The sequence below is a fragment of the Afipia sp. GW822-FHT03D08 genome (assembly GCF_058801645.1).
The window spans coordinates 1,400,057-1,419,980 of record NZ_JBXANK010000001.1; the positions used below are offsets into that span (position 1 = coordinate 1,400,057).

A 19,924-nucleotide genomic window follows, 5' to 3' on the forward strand; every position below is an offset into this window, starting at 1 on the left:
CCCCGGCAGGGCATCGGGGCAACCGCTCAAAATATCGGCAGCATGAGGGCCGAACTTAAATTGGCCGATGGTCCGGCGTCATCATCGTGGCAAGCAACGCTTCCACGGTCGTACCGGGCGGCAGGCCGTCCATGATCGGCGACAGCCGGCCATCCAGATAAAGCATCGCGAATCCGTGCACCATCGACCAGATCCGCGCGATATCGGCCGCCTGCTCCAGCGTCAGATGGTCGGGTACGACCTCTTCGTGACGGCGGGCAGCAACGATGTTGGCGAGCTTGATAAAGGCGGCTTCGGATGCCTCGCGCAGCGCGGGCCGGTCGTGATCGAGGCGCTCGCCCCGAAACATCAACTGGAACATGCACGGATTATCCTGCGCAAAGGCGACGTAGGCGCTGGCCTTGCGTGCAGCGACAGCCTCAGGAGCAACCTCGCTGCACGTCGCAGCGCCCAGTTGCTCGGAGAACTTCTTGAAACCGATGGCCGCCAGTTCGCTCAAAAGACCGGTGACATCGCCGAAATGATGGGCCGGCGCGGCATGTGAGACACCCGCCTCGCGCGCCACCGCACGCAGTGTCAGCCCGTTGATGCCCTCACGCTCGGCGACCGTCTTGGCCGCCTTGAGCAGGGCTTCATGCAAATCGCCGTGATGATAGGGCTGGCCGCGATCACCCTTGTGAGCGGACCTGGCAGCGGCCGGAGATGTTTTTTTCACAGACGCAGGCTTGGACAGCGGCTTTTTTCCAGCCGCTGCGGTCTTCGGGAGTTTCTCCCGCTTTGCTGCGTTTTGAGCACCCATGACCGCAATCTAGGTATGCATTTTGACGCTGTCAAGATTTTCCTTGACGACTCCCCGGCGAGGGCCTAAATGCATCTTTACAACGTCAAGATATTTCCAGGCAGACCGCCATGGCCCTCTTTTTGATCCTCGCTCCGTTCGCCACTTTCGCCACGCTCATGCTGCTGACGACGGTGAAGATCAGCCTTGCGGCCAGCGCTCTGGTCGCTCTCGGCCTGGTCCTCCGAGATATGATCGAAGGCCGCTCGATCAAGATGCTGCCCATCGGCGCCCTAGTCATTTTCACTTCGCTCGCCGGATACCACTTTATCGCTGCCGCCGAGATGAGCCCGACATCCGTCCGTCTCGCCGTCGATGGCAGCGTGCTCGCCATCGCACTCGTTTCCATCGCAATCCGCCTGCCCTTCACGATTCAGCATGCGCGGGAAGTGGTTGATGCCGAAACCGCCAAGCTGCCGCACTTCATGCGGACCAACTACATCCTCACCTGGGTCTGGAGCGCAGCCTTTGTTCTGATGCTCCTCGCCGACATGGTGACGATCTATCTGCCCAGCACGCCGCTGTGGGTTTGCGCCGCTATCGCGTTCGCCGCCCGCAACACCGCCACCTACTTCACGAAATGGTACCCGAAGCACGTTCGCGCCGGGATCGCGGCCAGCGCCAATGCGGCTGCTGCCTGATCCCGACCACAGCGCAATCGTTACAAACTCAAGGAGCCTTCGATGGCCCGCACTGCTCTCAAGATTGTCCTCGGCTTCCTCTCGACTGCTGTCTTTTTCGCTGCCTTCGTTCTCGTCGGCGATGTTGTGCTGGCGGCCTTGGCCGCGATCTCCGTGGTCGTCGCCCAGATCGTGTTCGGGCGAACCACCAGCGCGAAGCCAAGCGTCGCGATCTGGGGCAGTCTCGCAATTGTCCTGACGCTCACCGGCGTTTCTCTTGCCGGCGACGATACGACGGAGCCTCTGGTATCGCAGACCGACATCACCGGCGCGGTGACCGATTGCGCCTGCAAGCCCGCGGCCAAGGTGCGCAGCTTGCCCGTCCCGTTCCGCCAAGCTCCGGAAACCCCGAAAGCCCTTGCTCCGGCGCCCGGCCCCGTGTGACAGTTGCGGCATGGCCGCCGTCTTTCGTCAGCTCTTCGTCGATTTCTTCTCTACCATCGTCTTCCTCGTGGTCTATGCCGCGACGGGAGACATTTTAATCGCGACAGGCGTCGCCATCACAGGCGCGGTCGGGCAATTCATCCGCGCGCGGATCAAGCAGCAGAAACTCGACATCATGACGTGGGCGAGCCTTGGGCTCGTCATCGTTCTCGGCAGCGCGACGCTGCTGACAAAGGACCCCCGCTTCGTCCTGATCAAACCCAGCATCGCGCATTTCGCCATCGGCGCGATCATGCTGCGCAAAGGCTGGATGCTGCGTTACCTGCCGCCGATCGTGCAGGAGAACATCCCTCACCTCGTCACCATTGCGGGCTATGCCTGGGCCGTTCTGATGTTCGTCCTCGGCATCGGCGTCATTGTATTCGCCGTGATTGGCGACGTGAAACTGTGGGCGTTTTACGTGACAGTGATTGCCATCGGCGCCAAGGTGCTGGCCTTCGCCATTCAGTATGTCGTCTTCCGGGTCACCATCACCCGGAAGCTCCGCGCCGCAGCCGCGGCCGCCCAGGTGTCATCAGCCTGACAAATTGACGCGGGCAAATTGCATCCGCGTCTGGAAAATGCGTTATATCGGCGCTGGCGCGTCCTGCTTCAGACCAATTCAGGCTTGCGGGGCGCGGAGAGAGGGAAACACATGGCAGTCGACGGAAACTGGAATATCACCCTGAGCACGCCGCTTGGCGATCGCGATGCGACGCTGACGCTGAAATCCGATGGCGGCGCGCTGACCGGCAAGCAGGCGGCGGACGGCAACGAAGCCGATATCGTCGACGGAACGGTCAACGGCAATGACGTGGCATGGAAGGCCTCGATCACCAATCCGATGCCGCTGACGCTCGCCTTCTCAGGCAAGGTCGACGGCGATTCCATCTCCGGCGATGTCAGCATCGGCCCGATGGGCAGCTTCCCGTTCAAGGGAACGCGGGCGTAAGAACGCGCTCCCTCTTCCGTTTACGGGTAGAGGGAAACTTGTAAAACGCCGCACACCTCAACACTTACGGACGTCATCACCGGGCTTGTCCCGGTGATCCACGTCTTCTTCTTTCGCTCATAGTATGTTTAAGACGTGGATAGCCGGGTCATAGGCGAGCGAAAGCGACGCCGTTCTTCGAACGGCTATGCCCGGCCATGACAACTTCTTGCTCCGTGCATCTTCAACCGCTCGTCCCCGCGAAAGCGGGGACCCAGTCCTGACTTGAAGAACTGGATTCCCGCTTGCGCGGGAATGAGCGAGATTACAGCCTCCCCAACGCGGCGAAATCCATTACACTCCCGGCATCCAGTTGCCGTGGAAGCCCTGCGGCACCCGCGCCGGCAAACCGATCCGCGCCACCGGTTTGGACTCGATCTTCTGCGCATCGAGAATGACGAGATCGCTGACGTCGCGGGCGCGGTCGTAGACAAATCCCATCAGCCAGCCGTCATCCTCGCCGGTGCCGCCCTCGGGGGCGATATGCACGAACTCGCTCGGCACACCGGTCCCGAAGTCATGAACCGTGTTATTGTCGGACTTCAGATCGTATTTGCGCACGCTGGTGTAGCGCCCGGACGCGAGATCCGATCCGGTATCGACCGAATAGACGATGTTGTGCCGCGAGCCGGTCAGGCTTTCGTTGACGCGCGGAAACTCGATCGCCTTGTCGTCCAGCAACTGCTCCTGCGCCCTGGTTGCTCCGGGCGGAATTCGCCAGCGCTTCAGCGAGGCCTTGTCGAAGCTCGTTGCCGAAGGTCCGCCGCGCCACAGTTCCTTGTACCACGCCACATCGATCACGATGGTGCCGTCTGCCTCTTCGAACGCGTTCGCGACATGGAAGACATAGCATGGATCGATCTCTACCCAGTGCAGCGACTCGATCCCCGCGCCGCGCTTGAGAATTCCAAGCCGTGCGCCGTAGCTGTCGTTCCACGCGAACGGCATGGTCCCGCGCTGCGCGGCCGGCATGTCGAACACCACCGGCAGATCCATGAAGATGACGTGGTCCGACGTCATCGCGAAATCGTGCATCATGGTAGGCGTTTTGGTCGGGATCGGAATGCTGCGCAACAGCGCCCCGCTCGCGTCCACTGCGTGATAGGTCAGGAACGGCGGCATGAAGCCGTAACCGAAGAAATGCATTTCGCCAGTCGTCGGACAGATTTTCGGATGCGCGGTGAACGGCGTATCGAGCTTGCCGCCGTAGTCATGGAAACCGACCGTATCGAGGTCGCGGGTCATCATCATCGGCAGCGCGTTCTCGACCAGCGCCATGATTTTTCCGGCGTGGGCGATGACGTTGGTGTTGGCGGTGGAGGCGCGGATGTCGGGGATACCGGGCCGCGACGGCGCGCCGTTGAAGCGCGGGGTGCGGACCCAGCGGTTCCGGTACCACTCCGCCCTACCGTCCTTCAGGGAAACGCCGTGCAGCATGCCGTCGCCCATGAACCAATGGCCGGCATGACCCTCGCGCGGATTGGCGCCATTGCGCGCATAGAGCCCGTTCAGCTCGGGCGGAATCGCGCCCTCCACTGGCAGGTCGAACGCGGTCACCTCTTCAAAGACCGGCGCAAGGTTGCCCCGCTCCCAGTACGGCTTCTCGGCTGTGGTCTCCACCTGACTCATCCTTGTTCTCCCTGAACGCCTTTTTGGCTTAAGTAAACAGTGCATACTTTACGACTCGGCCAAGCCAATGTAAACACCAGTTACATGAAGCCGGTAAAAAAAGAGGCCTATCACCACGGCGACCTGCGCAGCGCCCTGGTTGCCCTCGCGATGGAGCGCGTCCGCAAGGGCGGCGCGGAGAACTTCAGCCTGCGCGAGGCCGCGCGCGACGCCGGTGTCACCTCGGGCGCCGCCTACAAGCATTTCGCGGACAAGGATGAATTGCTGGCGGCGGTGGCAGCCGAGGCGCTCAATCTGCTCGCCCATCGCACGCAGAAGGCGACGACAGGCCTCAAGGGCAAGGAACGGCTGCACGCCGCCGCGATGGCCTATATCGACTTCGCCTCCGCGGAGCCGCGGCTGTTTCGCCTGGCGTTCAGCCGCTTCGGCTCGGACAGCCGCGCCGAGACCGACGGCATCCCCGGTTCATTCGACCAGTTGCGGATCGCCGTTGCGGGCGTCCAGACCGATCCCGGCAAGCCGACGGATCCCGATACGCTGGCGCTGGCATGGGCCGTCGCGCACGGCGTGGCATCGCTGATCAGCGACGGCATGTGGAAGAAGAACGATCCGCGGGTCGCTGCGGCGCTGCGGCTGTCGTTCAAGGGCATCGCGCCGGGGAAGTAAACTGCCGCCCGACTTGCGGCAGAGCCAGTTCTAGAACCAGATCTGCATGGGCAGTCCGCTGGAATCTCGCGGTGCGTCCCCTTCGGGCAGACGAGCACGGAAATCTCGCGCCGCAATCGCGCAGGCACAGGCATCGAGGACATCGTCTGCTCTCGCACCCTTGCCGATGCGCGTCTCGTTCAGCCATTTGTCGATCATCGCAAAACCCTCGCGCCTGAGCAGTCCGCGTCGCAGTTCCGCGCCGCGCGCTGACTTCTTCGACTCGAGGGACTGGCCATCGTTGAGCCGCAGGAACACGAGTTCGGGATGCACCTCGCGAACCTCAAGAGACGGGTTCGTCTGAACGAAGGCATCAACTTCCATGATCTTCGGGCCGAGATGCCAGAGCTGCCGGGACACCCGCGGTTGCCCACGCCGCTGCGCTTCAACGTTGGCCTTGTCGGGGTCGGTGAAATCCTGCCAAAGCCACCGGCGCGCGCCGGTGAAAACGCGCGACGAATGCGGCCTGAGCTTTTCGCGCGCCATGAGATCGCAGTCGCGAACGCCATTCTCCGTCATGCCGATGGGAATATCGATGCCGGCGCGGTCAAAGCCGAGCGCAACAATCTCACGCACATGCCCGATAAAATGAATCGTGCGCCGCGCGCCATCGATGCGGACGGCGACCCAGCCGTTTCTGAATCCATCAAGGCCGAGGGCGATCATGCATCGCCATCGATCCTTGAGGCTTTGGCACGCTGCGCCGCCCACATATTATCGATGAGGTTGGGATAGCGACGCCCCGCCTTCGCTGCGCGTTCGCGCGCCAGTTCCCGCAATTCCGGGGAGAGCTTCGACGACTTTCCGCCGCGGCTTTTGCGCGGGCTCGGCTTCTTCCACGGCGGCTTGCTGGATTTGGCTGGCACGGTCAAATCTTACCCCAGATTCAGTTCCTTGAAGAAGTCGTTGCCCTTGTCATCCATGATGATGAAGGCCGGGAAGTTCTCGACCTCGATGCGCCAGATCGCTTCCATGCCGAGTTCTGGATATTCCACCACCTCTACCTTCTTGATGCAGTGTTCGGCGAGGTTCGCCGCCGAACCGCCGATCGAGCCGAGATAGAACCCGCCGTACTTCTTGCAGGCGTCGCGCACCGCCGCCGAGCGGTTGCCCTTCGCCAGCATCACCATTGAGCCGCCCGCCGCCTGGAACTGATCCACGAACGAATCCATGCGACCCGCCGTGGTCGGGCCGAACGAACCGGACGCGTAGCCTTCGGGCGTCTTCGCGGGACCAGCGTAATAGATCGGATGGTTCTTGAAATAATCCGGCAGCGGCTCGCCCTTCTCGAGGCGCTCGCGCAGCTTGGCATGCGCAGAGTCGCGCGCCACGATCATGGTGCCGGTGAGTGAGAGCCGCGTCTTGGTCGGATACTTCGTCAGCGTGGCGAGAATATCCTTCATCGGCTGGTTGAGATCGATCTGCACCACCTCGCCGCCGAGTTTGGCCTCCACCTCGGGCAGATACTTCGCCGGATTGTGTTCGAGTTCCTCCAGATACACGCCGTCCCTGTTGATCTTGCCGAGCACCTGCCGGTCCGCCGAACACGACACGCCGAGACCAATGGGGAGCGACGCGCCGTGACGCGGCAGGCGAATGACGCGCACGTCGTGACAGAAATACTTGCCGCCGAACTGCGCGCCGACGCCGAGCGACTGCGTCATCTTCAGGATTTCCTGCTCCATCTCCAGATCGCGGAACGCATTGCCGTCCGGCGAGCCGTGCGTCGGCAGTTCATCGAGATAGCGCGCGGAGGCGAGCTTCACCGTCTTCATGCAGAGTTCGGCCGAGGTGCCGCCGATGACGATGGCGAGGTGATACGGCGGACACGCGGCGGTGCCGAGCGTCAGCACCTTCTCCTTCAGGAAGGCGTGCAGGCGATCCTTGGTCAGCAGCGATGGCGTCCCCTGAAACAGGAAGCTCTTGTTGGCAGAGCCGCCGCCCTTGGCCATGAACATGAACTTGTAGGTGTCATCGCCCTCGGCATAGATCTCGGTCTGCGCCGGCATGTTGTTGGCGGTGTTCTTCTCCTCGAACATCGAGAGCGGCGCCACCTGCGAATAGCGCAGGTTGCGGCGCAGATACGCGTCGCGCGCGCCCTCAGACAGAGCGGCCTCGTCATCGCCCTCGGTGATGACGCGTGCGCCCTTCTTGCCCATGATGATCGCGGTGCCGGTGTCCTGGCACATCGGCAGGATGCCGCCGGCGGCGATGTTGGCGTTCTTCAAAAAGTCGAACGCGACGAACTTGTCGTTATCGCTGGCTTCCGGGTCGTCGAGAATCTTGCGGAGCTGCGCCAGATGGCCCGGCCGCAGGTAGTGGTTGATGTCGCCGAACGCAGCCTCGGAAAGCGCACGCAGCGCCTCGCGGGTCACCACCAGCATCTCCTTGCCCATCACCGTCTCGACCCGGACGCCCTCGGCCGTGATCTTCCGGTACGGCGTCTTGTCCGCGCCCAGCGGAAACAGCGGGGTGTGCTTGTAGGGCGGAACAGCTTTGGGCGCGGGCACAGGGATCGGGGCGTTCATGGAGGGTCTCGCGGGTTGGAAGGGCGAAAAGCGTTGGACTTTCAAGGGTCCTGCTCGCGCCTCATCTTAGGTTTGAACCGTTCTAATCGCTTTTCCGACAAAGGGAAGATGGCCAGAAGCGTTGCAGGGCGGCTGTGCGCGGCCTGAGGACGCGCTACGGTGCGGCCTTTCAGAATGGATTTCGATCAGGACTTTCAGACATGTCCCCCGCTACGCCGGTGATTGCCGATTCCGCCGCGCCCGAGGCCACATCGATGCCTGCCCCGCAAATGCTCGGGCTGCGCGCCGTGCTCATTATTCTGGCCCTGATCGAGGCCGGGCTCGGGCTCTCCGACGCGCCGACGCTGTTCGGCGACATGTCGCATATCGGCTCGGGCATCGGCGCCGGACTGGTCAAGGCCCACCTCGCCGCGCATCCGGTGCTGGCCATTGCCGCCATCGTGTTCGCCGCCATGGGCCGCGTGCGGCACGCGATCGTCGCGCTCGGCACCATCATCATCATGGCATGGCTGAGCGACATGCCGTCGGTCATCGCGCACGGGCTCGCGTTCAGGAGCGCGTTCGGCGCGGTGGAAACCACCGCGAAGGTCATCGCCTTCCCGCTGATCGCCGCCTGCGCCATCGCCTATGCGGCGCATAACGAACATCTCGGCCGCGCGACATTCCTTGTCGCTGTCCCGACGCTGTTCAATCTCGTGCTGCTCGTCGGGTTCGCGATCGGCGTGATGATCTACGGGTTTTGAATTCTCATAACGACGCATCTTCTCCCTCCCCCTTGTGGGAGGGTCGGCCAAGCGAAGCGAGGCCGGGGTGGGGTACATCATTACGCTTGAAATCTTCGACGCTGAACGACACCCCCACCCGGCTTGCCGCGCACAAGTGCGCGACAAGCTACCCTCCCCACAAGGGGGAGGGATAAAGAGCGCCCCCTTGCACTCACCCTTCCCGCACGCTTCAATGCCGTGGGAGAAACCATGACAAACACCTCGGTTTTTAGACATTCCGTCGTCGCAGTTGCGCTTATTGCCGCCGTGGCCGCGCTCGGCAGCACCCCTGCCCGCGCCGACCGCTGCGACGATCTCGCAAAAGATCTCGTCAACCAGATTCCCGGGCTCAAGATCGGCAAGACGGTCGCCGGCGTGATCTATCTCGAACACCCCGCCGTGACGCAGGCCTCGCTCGGCTGTTCGAGCCGCAACCGCACCAATGACGTGTTCGCCTCCACCGACAAGAAGAAGCCGGCGGAAGCCTATTACGATTTCCTCGGCACGGCGGCGGCGCTGGTGTTCACGATCCCCAAGCCCGACGCGGTCAAGGGCGCGAAGCGTTGCGTCAGCCGCACCAACATCATCCGCGGCTACAATATCGATTCACGCTACCGCAAGCTCGACGTCCACTGCACTGTCGCCAAGAACGGCGTGCGCATCACGATGTCGCGGGAGAAGGGTGTGTGAGGCGAACACGTCATTTGTCCTAAGCTCAGCTGTGGAGAGAATGTTGGATCAAAGGCCAAGAACAGCGAGACCTTGCAAGGCTCGAAGAACTCTCAATAGCAGGGAGCCCTACTCGCTTTAGCCCCACATGAATGCCTCAGCCCGTCATTCCGGGATGCGCCTCTTGGCGCAGGCCCGGAATCCATGGCTAACTTGCAATCTCGGGATATAGATCAACCCATTCGCAATTGTTTTCCTCAATCAGCCGAATCTTCCACGCCCGCCGCCATTTCTTCAATTCCTTCTCGCGGGTGATCGCGGTCAGCGCGTCATCATGAACTTCAAACCAGACGAGCTTGTCCACGCCGTATCGCGTTGTAAAACCATCGACAGCTTTGGTTCGATGTTCGTATCCGCGCCGAACGATGTCGTTCGTGACGCCGAGATAGAGCGTCCCGTTCTTTTTGCTCGCGAGCAGGTAGACGTAATAGGCCATTGTGACCGCACGGCTATAGATTCCGGGCTCGCGCGAAGTCGCGCGCCCCGGAATGACAATCATAACTGCACCAGCCTGCTCATAAATCTCCGCGTCGCCGGACTTGACAATTTCATTTTTAGGACTATATTCCTTCTCGTCCCGCCCCGTCATGAGGGGCGTTTCGCGATCGTCACGATACGCGGGGCGGGATGCGGTGGCCGCGGCGGTGTTCGAAGGCCGTGACGCGTGTGGAATGTCCCGGCCTGCCGGGTGATTTCGCGCGGCACGGAGATGACGACCACACCGTATCGCGGACGGCCCAAGGCGTGTCATCCCGGCGCATCGGCTTCGCGCCAAGGGGCAGGACGACGCCGTCGCTCCTCGTACAGAGGGCGATGGACGAGTCCGTCAGTCCACACAACGGTGGTGTACTCAGCACCGGCCACCGGGGGTGCCTCACGCAGCAAGCCGTTCCAACCATTGCGTGCGGAACGCCGGGTGCCTCCGGCGCAACCGTGGTGACTATGCTCGTGTGCTTTTCACTTTTGCACACGGGGCTGCGGATGCGCTCGCGCATCCGGCGTTCCGCGCGCCCTCAATTGGGGGCGAAGCGATGAAAGAGTTTCGGGCGCCCCCGCGCCGTCATAACAACAGGGGCGATGGCGCGTGGCCGCTGGTGGCGCGGGTTGTCTTTGGCGCGAACGGGGCAAGCCCCGCGCGCGACGCCGTCATAACAACAGGGGCGATGGCGCACATCTGCAAGTGCGGGCTGTTTGAAAACTGAATCCGGAGAAGATGGTGCGCGCGATCGCGCAACACGACCAATGTCGTCCCCGCGAAGGCGGGGACCCATAACCACTAAGCGTTATGATGACGAAGGAAAGAGTTGTCCCGCTCCCAACAACACGATGGTCCAGGGAGTATGGGTCCCCGCCTTCGCGGGGACGAGCGGAGAAAGATCGCGGGGCCGACGAGAGAGCGTGCGCGGACACGCCATAAGGAACCGCGCTGTTCCCTCGCCGCGCTTACGCCCGCTTAACCACGCCAGCACCCCGATAAAACCGTCACATTCGCGCATGAACCGGATGGTAACGTCCCGCGACTAAGAAGCGGCCTAACCAAGAGACGCTTAAAGTCGCAGGGACGGACAATGCTGAGGGATATTCTGGTGACATCGGACGAGGAAGCGCAGCGTTTGCTCGCCGCGTTCAGGGCCATTCCCAACATGCAGGGACGCCTGAAGATCGTCGAACTGGCCGAGCGCATGGCGCGGGAGAAGTGCGCCGCACACATGCGCGACAGAACGCCCGCTCACCTGAGCCGCTGACCGCCCACCGGGCTGAGCGCGACGTCTCAACCAATCATGACGTCATCACCGGGCTTGACCCGGCGATCCATCCATCCTTGCAAAAGCATCACTCGAAGATGGATGGCCACGTCAGTCCCGTCCATGACACATCAGGGATGGAGCAACACGGCCTTCGCCGTTTCACGAAAAGGTGACGACGCTCCAGCATAACAACGCCGCTCCAAGAGCATTACCTTTTTGTCACCGCGCATCACCCGGTTGATCGATCAACAACAGGAGTGGCCGCAATGTGTGACTATAGTCTGCACGCCGTCGCAAGCCGCCCCGTCAGGCTTGGCGAAAAGCTGGTGTCGACGAAATTTCCCATGACCGTAACCCGCGGCTTCACCGGCGAAGGTGAGCCGAATGTTGCGGTCTGCGTTCGCCCCGGCACCGAACTCGCGTTCGAACGCGAGGTGGAATACGACGGAGCGTTCTTCAGGAAAAAGGTTCGTCATACCGTGGCGCGGTTCCGGACCGTCGATCTCGACAACCCGAACCGTCATCATGACGCGCTGGAATTTCCCGACGGGCAGCTCGTGCTGCTGACCCAGCTCGATCCCGGTCAGCGCGCCACGGTCCTGCAACTCCCCGCAGTGCCTCTCCACGAAGCACAGCCGGAGGCAGCAGAGCCTGTCGCTGCACGCGTTGAGGATTTGATGATCCGCTAGGGACGGATTACGCCGCGACGCAGCTCTTCACATAGACACGGCGGGCTGCGCCGCGGAGCTTCTGGTCGATCGCCTGCTTCAGGCATTCGACCCGCGCCTGCGCCACGCAGAGTTGCATATGATCGCGGGCTTGATGGCGGCTGAGATGCTTCGCCGTCACCGCCTGGCGGCAGACTTCGCGCCTGCCGGTGCGCACCACCGGGGGCGATTTGCTGTCGGTCGGCACCGCGTAGGCGATCTTGGTGCCCTCGGGCTGTACGGATGCGACCGCGTTCGGCAGCGGATTCTGCGAGATGGCGATGTAGATCGCGCCCCCGAGCAGGGCTGCATAGATGGCGGGGGTGATGATGCGCATCGATCCTCCTGCTTCGCGATGTGAATGAAGCCGGAACAGACAGGGCGAATGCGACAGTATTGCGGCGAGATGGGTGATTCGGGAACCCTGATCGCGCGCGCCGCTGACGTTTCAGTCAAAATGGAACCTGCGACGCAATCGAAACCGCTGCCCGACACCGGCGGACAGCGCACAGGGCGGCGAGGCGGCAGCGCCATGGCGGGACACCTCGGCGAGGCGCATGCGCGCCCCACCCTCGCAGTCATCCTCACCGAAAGCCCGGCGCATCTGCGCAAGCGTCACGACCCTGAATTGGGACCGGCGCTGATCCGCATCGACGCTTGAAGACAATCAGGCTGCGATGGCCGGCTCGTCGTGGACCGCGACTTCAGCCATTCGCGGTTGCCGCGGAACCGGATCCTCCCTCATCTCGGACTTGAGGATCGCGATGGTGACAAACTGATAGTCACACGCATGGCATGACCACAGAAACGAAACGCGATTACGCTCCCGCTCGGACCAAAGCGGTGAAGCGATCGGCTGACCGCATTGAGCGCAAGGATGTTTGTTGAGAAGAAACCCGGACCCATAAGGCATGATACGCACCTCCCAGACCGCGCAAACTAAAGTCGTATGCACACCAATCGTCAAGCGCATTCGTCGTTGCGCCGCGCAACGCGATGCGTCAGCACTTCGGACATGTTTCGCGATGAAATTATTCACGCCGTTTCGCTGCGGCAGATGCACGACAGCGCGATGACACCCGTTACTTTGACGGCTGCACTGCATATTGCGCGTCGGTCACGTGCTCAAGCCATGTCGCGAAGCTGCCGTTCTCGGATTCCTGCATCGCGAGGTGAGTCATCAGGCTTGTCGGCGCGGCGCCATGCCAATGTTTTTCACCCGGCGGAATCCACACCACGTCGCCGGGGTGAATCTCAAGCACCGGGCCGCCCTCCGTCTGCACGCGGCCGGTGCCTGACAGCACATAAAGAGTCTGACCGACGGGATGGGTGTGCCACGCCGTGCGCGCACCGGGCTCGAAGGTTACGCGCGTCGCATTGAGTCGTGCCGGGGCAGGCGTGTCGATCACAGGATCCTGCCATACCGTGCCGGTGAAATAGGACGCAGGCGCGCGCTTAGTCGGCACGGAGCCGGATGGTGTGATCTTCATGAGAAAAACTCCGGAGTGAGGGATCGCCGGGACCGGCATCGAAACAGACGCTCAGTCTACGCGGCAATCCTGCAATCGGGGAGTTCTTATTTCAACGCGGCGATGACGGCTCGTCATGCGTCTCTTGCGGATAGCGTATGCCGCGCAATTGCAATTCACGTTGGATACGGCGCGTCTTGGATCTGGCCAGCGCTTCGACCATGCGATGCAGAACGAAGTCCACGAGATTCACAGCGCGCCGCCCATGGACGCGCAACCGCTTCACATAAACCGAGCCGGAGTGATGAACGATCGGCGGCGGATTGCGGCTGATCAGATAGGCGCGATAATCATCCTCGGCATAGAAGTTGCGATTGTCGTCGCCCGTAAACAAAGCGGCCATGGCCATCTCCCAAATCGCCACAACGCAGATGTGACAACCGGAAGATGATCTGTGGGCCATAGGAATTCGAGAGGGCCAGGCTGCCTTCGATATAGGAGCGATATAAAACCGATGCGCCGCGCTCTAAGGCCTATTTCGGAAGCTTGGAAGCGATAATGTCGAGTTTCATGATCTGCGGAGCCTTGGCGAACAGATCGCCCGTCTTCACTTTTTCCATCAACGCCGCGGCCACCTTGCCGTTGAGATGGGCGTCACGGCCGGCTTCGTCGTTGAATGTATCGAAGATCGCGAACGACGACGGACCTTCCTGGATTGCAAACCAGGAGATCGTGCCGGGTTCGGCATCGACCAACGGCAGCGCGGATTTCAGAAACGCGGCGACATCCTTTTCCTTGCCCGGCTTTGCTTCAAGCGGAACGTAGAGCGCGAATTTCGTCATAGGTCTGCTCCCTGATTGAGTACCTTCGCTACCGCGCTACTATTAGCAGGGAAGCCGCAACATGATTTGCCATTGCAGATCAAATTGATTTGTTATGGCGTCAGGGAATATTCCGTCCTACGGGTCGAGCGCTTTATAGTGGCGGAAAATGCCGTCCTCGTTGAACGGGATGCGCCGGTCGCTTGCGAGATAGGCCTTGATGTTCGGCCGCGCTGCAATCCGGTCGCGCAGCTCGATCACGCGGGGCACCTTGCGCTCGAAGCGCTTCATGCTGTTCGGGAACGCATAGCGCAGCCCCTCGGCGATCTGGAACAGCGACAGATCAGCGTAGCAAAGCCTGCGGCCATTGAGATACGGCCCGCCGCTGGCGCCGATCAGCCGCTCGAAATAGCCGAGAAACTTCGGCACACGATCACTCCAGAATTCGCCGGTGCGCGTCTTGGCGGCGGGGCGCTGGTCTTCGTAATAAAGCGTCGGCCCGAGCGGATGATGGGTGTCATGAACTTCAACCACGAAATCCGCGATGGTCAGTTGAAGCTGATGCACCCATAGGCGCTGCGCCTCGGCTTTCGGCGCGAGCCCGTGACGCGCGCCGAGATAGAGCAGGATATTCGCGGTCTGTCCGATCACCAGCTTGCCGGCTTTCAGAAACGGCGGTGCGAACGGCGGCTTCGCTCCGCGCTTCATCATGGCCATCATCTTGCTTTCGCCGCCCCTGCCCCGCGCGACATCGATGTAATCCGCGCCCGCGTCTTCCAGCGCGAGCCGGACGTATTCGCCGCGGCCCTGAATGGTCGGCCAGTAATAGAGTTCGTACCGCATGGGGAATCCCTTGATGGTCCGGCGATGGTAACACCCGGCACGGCCGGATGTTCAGAAGGATCGCTTTCCAGCCACCAAACAAAAAGGCGCCGCGCGAGCGCGACGCCTTTCTCATTATCTTTGAGCGATCCGGCGGGATCAGGTCGCCTGGATGGCCGAGAGTTCCCACTGGCTGCCGGGGCGGCGCACGAACGTCCAGACGTCGGTGACCTCCTGCGGCGCATCGCTGCCCTCGACGATCTTGCCGGTGGCACGCTCGATGGTCTTGTCGATCAGGCCGTAACGCAGCGCGACAGTTGCGTAATCGGTGGTGCCTTCGCGCCAGGCTTCCGCAAGGTCACCCTGCAGCAGCTTGACGTCGGACACCTTGTTGATCACGCCGCGTTCCTTGTTCGCGTTGAGATCTTCGGTGAAGTACGAGACCATTTCCGGCGTCGCCAGCGTGTGCAGCTTGCCGATGTCCTCGTTCGACCACGCGGTCTGAACTTCGCCGAGCAGACGCTCGAACGCATCATAGTCGTCCGGCTTGATCTCAAGCGGCGCGTCGTTCGAACCGCCGCCCAGACCGAAGCCGAAGCCGGATCGCGCGTTGGCCATCGGTCCCTGATCCGGCTGCGGAGCCTGACCGGGCGCAGCCGATGCGTGGGCGTAGGCCGGCGCGTTGCGGCGCTTCCACCACGACATCGCAAGACGAACCACGAGGTAGATCAGGCCGATCTGGAGAATCAGGCCGATGATCGAGGACAGGCCGCCGAGGCCGCTGAACAATCCGCCGCCGAACAGCATGCCGAGCAGGCCGGCGCCGAGGAAGCCCGCGGCAAGACCGCCGAGCATGCCCATGCCGGGACGGTTGAAGAAGCCGCCGCCTGCGGGCGCCGCTGCCGGTGCCTTCGCGCCGGGCTGGGTGATGGTGCGGTTAAGCGGCTGCGCAGCGTTGGGCGCAGTCGGAGTTGATGGCGGCGCGGAGAATGTGCGCGAACCGCGGCTGCCGCCGCTGCTCGGGCGGGCATCCACCGACGATGAAATGGTGACTGCCAGCGGCATGGCGACCGCCATGACCACAGCAAGTGTTTTGATGACTGAGCGCAAGCGCTGCGACGAAATCATGTCTGTTCCCTCTCGGCCCTCAAGGGGCATTGATCCCCGGCAAAGGGGACCCGCAATACATGGGGAGCGTCGCGAGATAAGGGAAGCGGATAGGCAGGACAGGGCCTGCGGCCCTCAGTCGCGGGGGCGTGGTCGAATCAGGCCCGGATTATGACGGAGCTGTCATGGTTTCCTTCACCGAAGCCACAAGTTGGCTCAGCGTGAAGGGTTTCGGCAGGAAGTTGAACTGCTGGCCTTCCGGCAGGCTCTTCTCGAAGGCATCTTCCGCATAACCCGATACGAAGATGATCCGCAGGTCCGGATTTCGCTTGCGCATCTCGGTCAGCATGGTGGGACCGTCCATTTCCGGCATCACCACGTCGGACACAACGAGATCGACCGCGCCTTCCTCGCGCTCTAAGGCTTCCAGGGCATCCAGACCGTTCTCCGCCTCGATGACCGTGTAACCGCGCGAGCGAAGACCGCGCGCGTTGAGCGAGCGCAAACCGTCCTCGTCCTCGACCAGAAGGATGGTTCCGTGCCCTGTCAGATCCGGCGCGCGGGTCGGAGCCGGTGCCTGCGCCACCGCGCTGGCGGCCGCCGGAGCTTCCTGAACGGCTTCGACTTCCGGGAAATGCCGCGGCAGGAAAATCCGGAACACGGTGCCGCGTCCTTCGACCGAGTCGACATAAATAAAGCCGCCGGTCTGCTTGACGATGCCGTAGACCGTGGAGAGACCGAGCCCGGTCCCCTTGCCGACTTCCTTGGTCGAGAAGAACGGCTCGAAGATCTTGTCGACGATGTCCGCCGGAATGCCGCTGCCGGTGTCGGTGACCTCGACCAGAACATAGTCCGCCGCCGGCATGCCCTTGTATTCGCCGCGCTCGGCATCCTTCGCCGATACGTTGGCAGTGCGGATCGTCAGCTTGCCGCCTTCGGGCATCGCGTCGCGCGCATTCACCGCCAGATTGACGATCACCTGCTCGAACTGGGACAGGTCGGCCTTCACCGGCCACAGGTCGCGGCCGTAGACGAATTCGGGCTTCACCTTCTCGCCGAGCAGGCGCTTCAGCAGCACATTGATGTCGGAGAGCACATCGCCGATGTCGAGCACCTGGGGACGCAGCGTCTGCTTGCGCGAGAACGCCAGCAATTGCCGGACCAGCGCCGCCGCGCGGTTGGCATTCTGCTTGATCTGCATGATGTCCTGGAACGACGGATCGGTCGGCTTGTGCGCGTTCAGCAGGAAGTCGTTCGCCATCATGATGGCGGAGAGCACGTTGTTGAAGTCGTGGGCGATGCCGCCGGCGAGCTGACCCACCGCCTGCATCTTCTGCGACTGCGCGAAGCTGTTCTCGAGCGTGCGCTTCTCGGTGGTATCGAGCAGATAGACGATCGCGGCTTCCGCATCGCGCGCGTCGTGCTCGACGGAGGTGACGAAGAACTGGCCCCAGCGCTCCTTGGTGCTGTCCAGCATCGCCTCGACGGGCGGAATATCGCCCTGCCCGTCGGCGGCCTTGTTGATCGCGGTAACCAGTTCGCCGCGCTCGCGCTCGTGCACCACCGCGAAGATCGATTTGCTGCCGGTGCCGGCCGGTGACAGGCTCTGGGTGAGCTTGGCGAACCGTGCATTGGCGCGCACGATGTTGCCCGCCTTGTCGACGGTGGCGATCGCCATCGGCGTATGATCGAAGAAGCGCATGAAACGCACTTCCGCCGCGCGCTGCGGATCGGAATGATCGTCGCGCGCGCGATTGATGACCAGCGTACGCGATGCGCCGGGCGTGCCGTCGGCGCCGAACGCCAGCTTGTGATAGAGCCGCACCGGCATGGTCTTGCCGTTGCGCATCCGCAGGTCGAGATCGAACACCTCGGTCTTCACCTCGCCCGGCTCCGGGGTGATCGAGGTCAGAAGCGACGCGCCGTCGCCGGACATGATGTCGGCGACCTTCAGGCCGCCGGACCCGATTTCCGCAAGATCGTAATCCAGCCAGTTGGCGAGCGTCGCGTTGACGTAGACCAGTTCGCCCTTGGCGTTGACGGAGAAGAAGCCGCAGGGCGCATGATCGAGATATTCGATGGCGTGCTGCAATTCCTGGAAGACGTCTTCCTGGCGCTCGCGGTCGCGGGTGATGTCGGCCACCGACCACACCGCGAATTTTGCCTGCCGCTTGTCGGTGCCCAGCGGACGAACGCGCATGCGCAGCCAGCGGCCATGGGCGCTGTCGACGCCTGCAACGCGGACCTCCTCCTGCTGGCGCTTGCCCTCACGCGCGGCCTTGAGCAGGCGAAACACCGCTTCGGAGACGTCGGGATTGCCAATGAAGACCCGCTCGACCGGCCGCACATCGTTCGGACCGGATGCGCCGGTCAGCGCGAGATAGGCCGTATTGGCGTAAACGACATGACCGCGCGGATCGGTCACCGCCAGCCCGTCGAACGCATGATCGGCGATCGGCCGCGTGATCGGGTCTTCCGCCAGACGATCGGCGAACCGCACGATCCCGGCAGCAAAGGCGAACAGCGTGAACAGCCCGACCATCGCCAGCAAAGCCAGCAGTACCAGGATATAAGGCTGGGCCTGGGTGCGGCCCAGGGTCATAAAGGCTACGGCCGCGGCAATGATCGCACCCGCCACCAGCAGCACAAGAAAGATGCTTCCGCTTCGCCGGGCCGGCTCATGCACGGCGGCGAAAGAGGGACGAAGTTCGTTGCCCGTATCGGTTGTCATCTCAGCCTGTTCGCGCGTAGTCCGCAAAAGACGCGCAAGTCATTGTAGTTCGCAGTCGACCGGCCTCTGAGTGCCTGAATCGGGCCTTCCAATGCAAGGCACATTACGTCCGTGCTCCCGCCCGCGCCAGACCCGGTTCCCCAAGGTCAACAAGCGATTAGCCAAGGCCGGAAATCCTGCGCTTGAGCTTCATCACGTAGCCGATCACCTCGGCGACCGCATGATAGTGCTCGACCGGAATTTCGTCGTCGATATCGACGGTTGCGTGCAGTGCGCGGGCCAGCGGCACGTTCTCGACGATCGGGATATCGTTGGCCGTCGCGATCTCCCTGATCTTCAGCGCCAGCGCGTCGACACCCTTGGCGACGCAGACCGGCGCCGCCATGCCGCGATCGTATTTCAGCGCGACCGCATAGTGGGTCGGGTTGGTGATGATCACCGATGCCGTAGGTACCGCCGCCATCATACGCTTTTTTGCACGCGCATGGCGAAGCTGCCGGATGCGTCCCTTGATGTGCGGGTCGCCTTCAGACTGCTTGTATTCTTCCTTGATCTCCTCCAGCGACATCTTCTGCCGCTCGAACCACTGCCGGTACTGGAACAGGTAGTCGAGCGCCGCCACCAGCGCGAGCGCTGCGACCACCGTGCCCATCAACTGAACCGAGATGGTCTTGGTGACGTTCAGGATCGACATCGGGTCGAACCGGATCATCGCATCAACCCGGTGACGCTCGGGCCATAATACGAGGAACATCACGACGCCGAGCAGAACGACCTTGAAGACGCCCTTGAGGAAGTTCGCACCCGCCTGCTTGCCGAACAGCCGCTGGAAGCCCGCCATGGGCGAGATCTTGCTGAATTTCGGGCTGAGCGGCTCTGTCGAAAACACCAGCCGGTGCTGGATCAGATTGCTGCCGACGCCCGCGATCAAGAGCAGCAGCAGCGGAACGCCGAGAACGCCGATCAGCATCAGCTCGATCTGGCTGAGCAACGACAGCAGGCCGGGACCGTCGACGCGGATCTGATGCATGTTCATCAGCAGGTTGCGCATCGGCACCTCGATGCCCTTGCTGATCGATCCGGAGAACGACGACAGCAGCAGCGTCGAGGCAGCGATCACGAACCAGGTATTGACCTCCTGGCTCTTGGCGACATCGCCCTTTTCCAACGCATCGTCGAGACGTTTTTGCGTCGGGTCCTGTGTTTTTGATTCCTTGTCCTCGTCTGACATG

General features: G+C 62.3%; 24 protein-coding genes. 10 read left to right on the forward strand and 14 right to left on the reverse strand.

Annotated features, from left to right (window positions below; translation table 11 throughout):
* Positions 1-55 precede the first annotated feature (55 nt).
* Positions 56-799, reverse strand: a complete 744-nt coding sequence (locus AC1RM7_RS06995) for a TetR/AcrR family transcriptional regulator (protein ID WP_006021388.1) — start codon at positions 797-799, stop codon at positions 56-58.
* 110 nt (positions 800-909) lie between these two features.
* Here AC1RM7_RS06995 and AC1RM7_RS07000 point away from each other — a divergent pair, with 110 nt between their 5' ends.
* The 4 genes from AC1RM7_RS07000 (at position 910) to AC1RM7_RS07015 (ending at position 2,893) form a co-directional block, all read left to right on the forward strand.
* Positions 910-1,479, forward strand: a complete 570-nt coding sequence (locus AC1RM7_RS07000) for a hypothetical protein (protein ID WP_024918963.1) — start codon at positions 910-912, stop codon at positions 1,477-1,479.
* 42 nt (positions 1,480-1,521) lie between these two features.
* Complete coding sequence (locus AC1RM7_RS07005) at positions 1,522-1,902, forward strand: hypothetical protein (RefSeq protein ID WP_024918962.1); 381 nt, start codon at positions 1,522-1,524, stop codon at positions 1,900-1,902.
* Positions 1,903-1,912: 10 nt separating this feature from the next.
* On the forward strand, positions 1,913-2,485 hold the full coding sequence (locus tag AC1RM7_RS07010; protein WP_024918961.1) for an inner membrane-spanning protein YciB: 573 nt from the start codon (positions 1,913-1,915) through the stop codon (positions 2,483-2,485).
* A 111-nt stretch (positions 2,486-2,596) separates the two neighbouring features.
* Entirely contained in the window at positions 2,597-2,893 is a 297-nt protein-coding gene (locus AC1RM7_RS07015; protein WP_006021392.1) for a hypothetical protein, read from the forward strand.
* A gap of 333 nt (positions 2,894-3,226) precedes the next feature.
* Here AC1RM7_RS07015 and AC1RM7_RS07020 read toward each other — a convergent pair whose 3' ends face one another.
* The gene (locus AC1RM7_RS07020; protein ID WP_024918960.1) at positions 3,227-4,561 is read right to left on the reverse strand and encodes a carotenoid oxygenase family protein; all 1,335 of its coding nucleotides are present in this window, start codon (positions 4,559-4,561) and stop codon (positions 3,227-3,229) included.
* Between the two features lie 84 nt (positions 4,562-4,645).
* Between AC1RM7_RS07020 and AC1RM7_RS07025 the strand changes: the two genes are divergently transcribed.
* Positions 4,646-5,227, forward strand: a complete 582-nt coding sequence (locus AC1RM7_RS07025; RefSeq protein WP_024918959.1) for a TetR/AcrR family transcriptional regulator — start codon at positions 4,646-4,648, stop codon at positions 5,225-5,227.
* Positions 5,228-5,257: 30 nt separating this feature from the next.
* On the opposite strand, the gene AC1RM7_RS07030 is transcribed toward AC1RM7_RS07025, so the two are convergent.
* The 3 genes from AC1RM7_RS07030 to AC1RM7_RS07040 are packed head-to-tail and all read right to left on the reverse strand — an operon-like array spanning position 5,258 to position 7,794.
* Positions 5,258-5,932 (reverse strand): DUF429 domain-containing protein, encoded by a 675-nt coding sequence (locus tag AC1RM7_RS07030; RefSeq protein WP_024918958.1) that lies wholly within the window; start codon positions 5,930-5,932, stop codon positions 5,258-5,260.
* Entirely contained in the window at positions 5,929-6,132 is a 204-nt protein-coding gene (locus AC1RM7_RS07035; protein WP_024918957.1) for a hypothetical protein, read from the reverse strand. The genes AC1RM7_RS07030 and AC1RM7_RS07035 overlap by 4 nt, the downstream gene beginning before the upstream one ends.
* Before the next feature lie 9 nt (positions 6,133-6,141).
* On the reverse strand, positions 6,142-7,794 hold the full coding sequence (locus AC1RM7_RS07040; RefSeq protein WP_024918956.1) for a fumarate hydratase: 1,653 nt from the start codon (positions 7,792-7,794) through the stop codon (positions 6,142-6,144).
* A gap of 200 nt (positions 7,795-7,994) precedes the next feature.
* Here AC1RM7_RS07040 and AC1RM7_RS07045 point away from each other — a divergent pair, with 200 nt between their 5' ends.
* Positions 7,995-8,537: a hypothetical protein gene (locus AC1RM7_RS07045; RefSeq protein WP_024918955.1), complete on the forward strand. Its 543-nt coding sequence runs from the start codon at positions 7,995-7,997 to the stop codon at positions 8,535-8,537.
* Between the two features lie 231 nt (positions 8,538-8,768).
* The gene (locus tag AC1RM7_RS07050) at positions 8,769-9,248 is read left to right on the forward strand and encodes a hypothetical protein (RefSeq protein WP_024918954.1); all 480 of its coding nucleotides are present in this window, start codon (positions 8,769-8,771) and stop codon (positions 9,246-9,248) included.
* A 187-nt stretch (positions 9,249-9,435) separates the two neighbouring features.
* On the opposite strand, the gene AC1RM7_RS07055 is transcribed toward AC1RM7_RS07050, so the two are convergent.
* On the reverse strand, positions 9,436-9,723 hold the full coding sequence (locus AC1RM7_RS07055) for a GIY-YIG nuclease family protein (RefSeq protein WP_024918953.1): 288 nt from the start codon (positions 9,721-9,723) through the stop codon (positions 9,436-9,438).
* A 1,132-nt stretch (positions 9,724-10,855) separates the two neighbouring features.
* On the opposite strand from AC1RM7_RS07055, the gene AC1RM7_RS07060 reads away from it, so the two are divergent.
* Both AC1RM7_RS07060 and AC1RM7_RS07065 read left to right on the forward strand, forming a co-directional pair.
* Entirely contained in the window at positions 10,856-11,032 is a 177-nt protein-coding gene (locus AC1RM7_RS07060) for a hypothetical protein (RefSeq protein ID WP_006021401.1), read from the forward strand.
* 269 nt (positions 11,033-11,301) lie between these two features.
* Positions 11,302-11,724, forward strand: coding sequence for a hypothetical protein (locus AC1RM7_RS07065; RefSeq protein WP_024918952.1), 423 nt, complete (start codon positions 11,302-11,304; stop codon positions 11,722-11,724).
* Positions 11,725-11,731: 7 nt separating this feature from the next.
* Here AC1RM7_RS07065 and AC1RM7_RS07070 read toward each other — a convergent pair whose 3' ends face one another.
* On the reverse strand, positions 11,732-12,079 hold the full coding sequence (locus AC1RM7_RS07070; protein ID WP_006021403.1) for a hypothetical protein: 348 nt from the start codon (positions 12,077-12,079) through the stop codon (positions 11,732-11,734).
* Between the two features lie 48 nt (positions 12,080-12,127).
* Between AC1RM7_RS07070 and AC1RM7_RS07075 the strand changes: the two genes are divergently transcribed.
* Entirely contained in the window at positions 12,128-12,403 is a 276-nt protein-coding gene (locus tag AC1RM7_RS07075) for a hypothetical protein (protein ID WP_444826139.1), read from the forward strand.
* Positions 12,404-12,824: 421 nt separating this feature from the next.
* On the opposite strand, the gene AC1RM7_RS07080 is transcribed toward AC1RM7_RS07075, so the two are convergent.
* The 7 genes from AC1RM7_RS07080 to flhB form a co-directional block, all read right to left on the reverse strand.
* A complete protein-coding gene (locus tag AC1RM7_RS07080) occupies positions 12,825-13,232 on the reverse strand; it encodes a (R)-mandelonitrile lyase (protein ID WP_492839392.1) in 408 nt (135 codons plus the stop codon).
* Between the two features lie 91 nt (positions 13,233-13,323).
* Positions 13,324-13,614 carry a hypothetical protein gene (locus AC1RM7_RS07085; RefSeq protein ID WP_006021406.1) on the reverse strand — a complete coding sequence of 97 codons (291 nt, stop codon included), beginning with the start codon at positions 13,612-13,614 and terminating at the stop codon, positions 13,324-13,326.
* A gap of 130 nt (positions 13,615-13,744) precedes the next feature.
* Complete coding sequence (locus tag AC1RM7_RS07090; protein WP_024918949.1) at positions 13,745-14,053, reverse strand: putative quinol monooxygenase; 309 nt, start codon at positions 14,051-14,053, stop codon at positions 13,745-13,747.
* Between the two features lie 117 nt (positions 14,054-14,170).
* Entirely contained in the window at positions 14,171-14,875 is a 705-nt protein-coding gene (locus AC1RM7_RS07095; protein ID WP_024918948.1) for a glutathione S-transferase, read from the reverse strand.
* A 138-nt stretch (positions 14,876-15,013) separates the two neighbouring features.
* Positions 15,014-15,982, reverse strand: coding sequence for a Tim44 domain-containing protein (locus AC1RM7_RS07100; protein ID WP_024918947.1), 969 nt, complete (start codon positions 15,980-15,982; stop codon positions 15,014-15,016).
* A gap of 148 nt (positions 15,983-16,130) precedes the next feature.
* A complete protein-coding gene (gene cckA, locus AC1RM7_RS07105; RefSeq protein WP_024918946.1) occupies positions 16,131-18,692 on the reverse strand; it encodes a cell cycle histidine kinase CckA in 2,562 nt (853 codons plus the stop codon).
* A 157-nt stretch (positions 18,693-18,849) separates the two neighbouring features.
* Entirely contained in the window at positions 18,850-19,923 is a 1,074-nt protein-coding gene (flhB, locus tag AC1RM7_RS07110) for a flagellar biosynthesis protein FlhB (RefSeq protein WP_006021411.1), read from the reverse strand.
* Between the last annotated feature and the right edge of the window lies 1 nt (position 19,924).